At 46.5% G+C, this 1379-nt stretch carries 2 protein-coding genes; both read right to left on the minus strand.

Annotated elements, in window-relative coordinates; genetic code table 11:
• Window positions 1-638: lipid II flippase MurJ (locus HP456_RS23990; protein ID WP_216663413.1), on the minus strand; the 638-nt coding region annotated here is incomplete at its 3' end.
• Between the two features lie 30 nt (window positions 639-668).
• Window positions 669-1379 (minus strand): O-antigen ligase family protein (locus tag HP456_RS23995; protein WP_172255681.1); only part of this gene is annotated, 711 nt, incomplete at its 5' end.

Genomic DNA, 1379 nt, shown 5'->3' on the forward strand with positions numbered 1-1379 from the left:
TTCAATCCGATATCCATTTTTTTGAAAGAAGGGTACTGGATCAGGAACTGTCCGGCTGCACCGATCAGGACACCGATTGATAACCCGTATACCCCGTACGTTGAAGCAAGCAGAACAGTCGCCAGGATGATGACCACATTCTGGATGGTTGCCGAAAACGCTGGCAGAACGAATTGCTTATTCGCATTCAGCACCCCGGTAGAGATGGCTGTCAAGGTTAGAAAAACCATCCCGGGTATCATGATCCTCGTAATCTCAACAGCAAGGACTGTCTGTTCCGGACTGAATCCAGGTGCCATCACTTGAATCAATGGTTCTGTAAAAAGGATGGCCAATCCGATAAAGAGAATCGAGACCATCAGTAGAAATGTCCCCAATAAACTCATCAGATCCCGGGCGCGTTCTCCGCTCTTGCTCCGCTCTTCCATAAAGAGCGGTATGATCCCCGCTTGAATGGCCGTTCCGATAGCTGTGAAAAGAAGAGTCGGGACGAGACTCGCGACGAAGAAAACGTCGGCCACTTCAGAAGTGCCGAAATAGGCTGCAATGATGCTTTCCCTTGCAAATCCCAGAAGCTTGCCTGCTCCCGAGATGATGGTGACTAGTCCAACTGATTTAATCAGTGTCGATACTTTCATGAAATTCCTCATTTATTTATAATCTGTTGTTCAGTGCTTTGCTGCGCCTTCCTTATTTATAAAGAAACCTAATAAGGAGTAGAAATAGAGTGTCAGGATTTTCTCCTCGAGAACATTATAGAATAAAGCCATCCCCAAGACAGCGATGAGGAGCGAAAACAGCACCGGTGAGAAGGGAATCCTTCTGTTTAACCACAGCTTCCGGCATATGGATAGGACGAAAGCTAATACAAATACAGTCCCTATGGTACCCGTTTGGACCAATAGCTGGATGTATTGGTTGTCTGAATACATGTGGTCGGGCAGTTTATATTCCTCTTTAATGGGTGTACCGTAACTGATCGTGGCAGAGTCCCCGAAGGTGCCGAATCCGGTTCCGATGACGGGGTGCCCCGTATAGATTTCCAGCCCTTTAAAGACTACATATAATCGTCCCCATTCCGTACTTTTTTGAATGATTTCATCTGAGAACATTTCTTTGAACCGTTTTGAAAAGGTCGAACTTGTTCCCGTTCTTTCTTCCGTCTGGTTTGCTTTCTTATCGGCTGCTTCCTTATCCTCATCAGTCTGAGACGAATGTTCTTCCGTTTGGGCAGCGATCGTGTCCCTGGCCATATTGGCAGGGTAATAGAGTACAATCAGTCCCACTGCTGCCGTGATGAGTAAATTCCTGGCAAGTCTCCACTTTCTTGTCATCAGGATATAAAGGATGAAGCCAATTCCGAATGCAAGGATTGAGCC

The sequence above is a fragment of the Bacillus haikouensis genome, assembly GCF_013179555.1.
Classification (GTDB): Bacteria; Bacillota; Bacilli; order Bacillales; family Bacillaceae_B; genus Rossellomorea; species Rossellomorea haikouensis_A.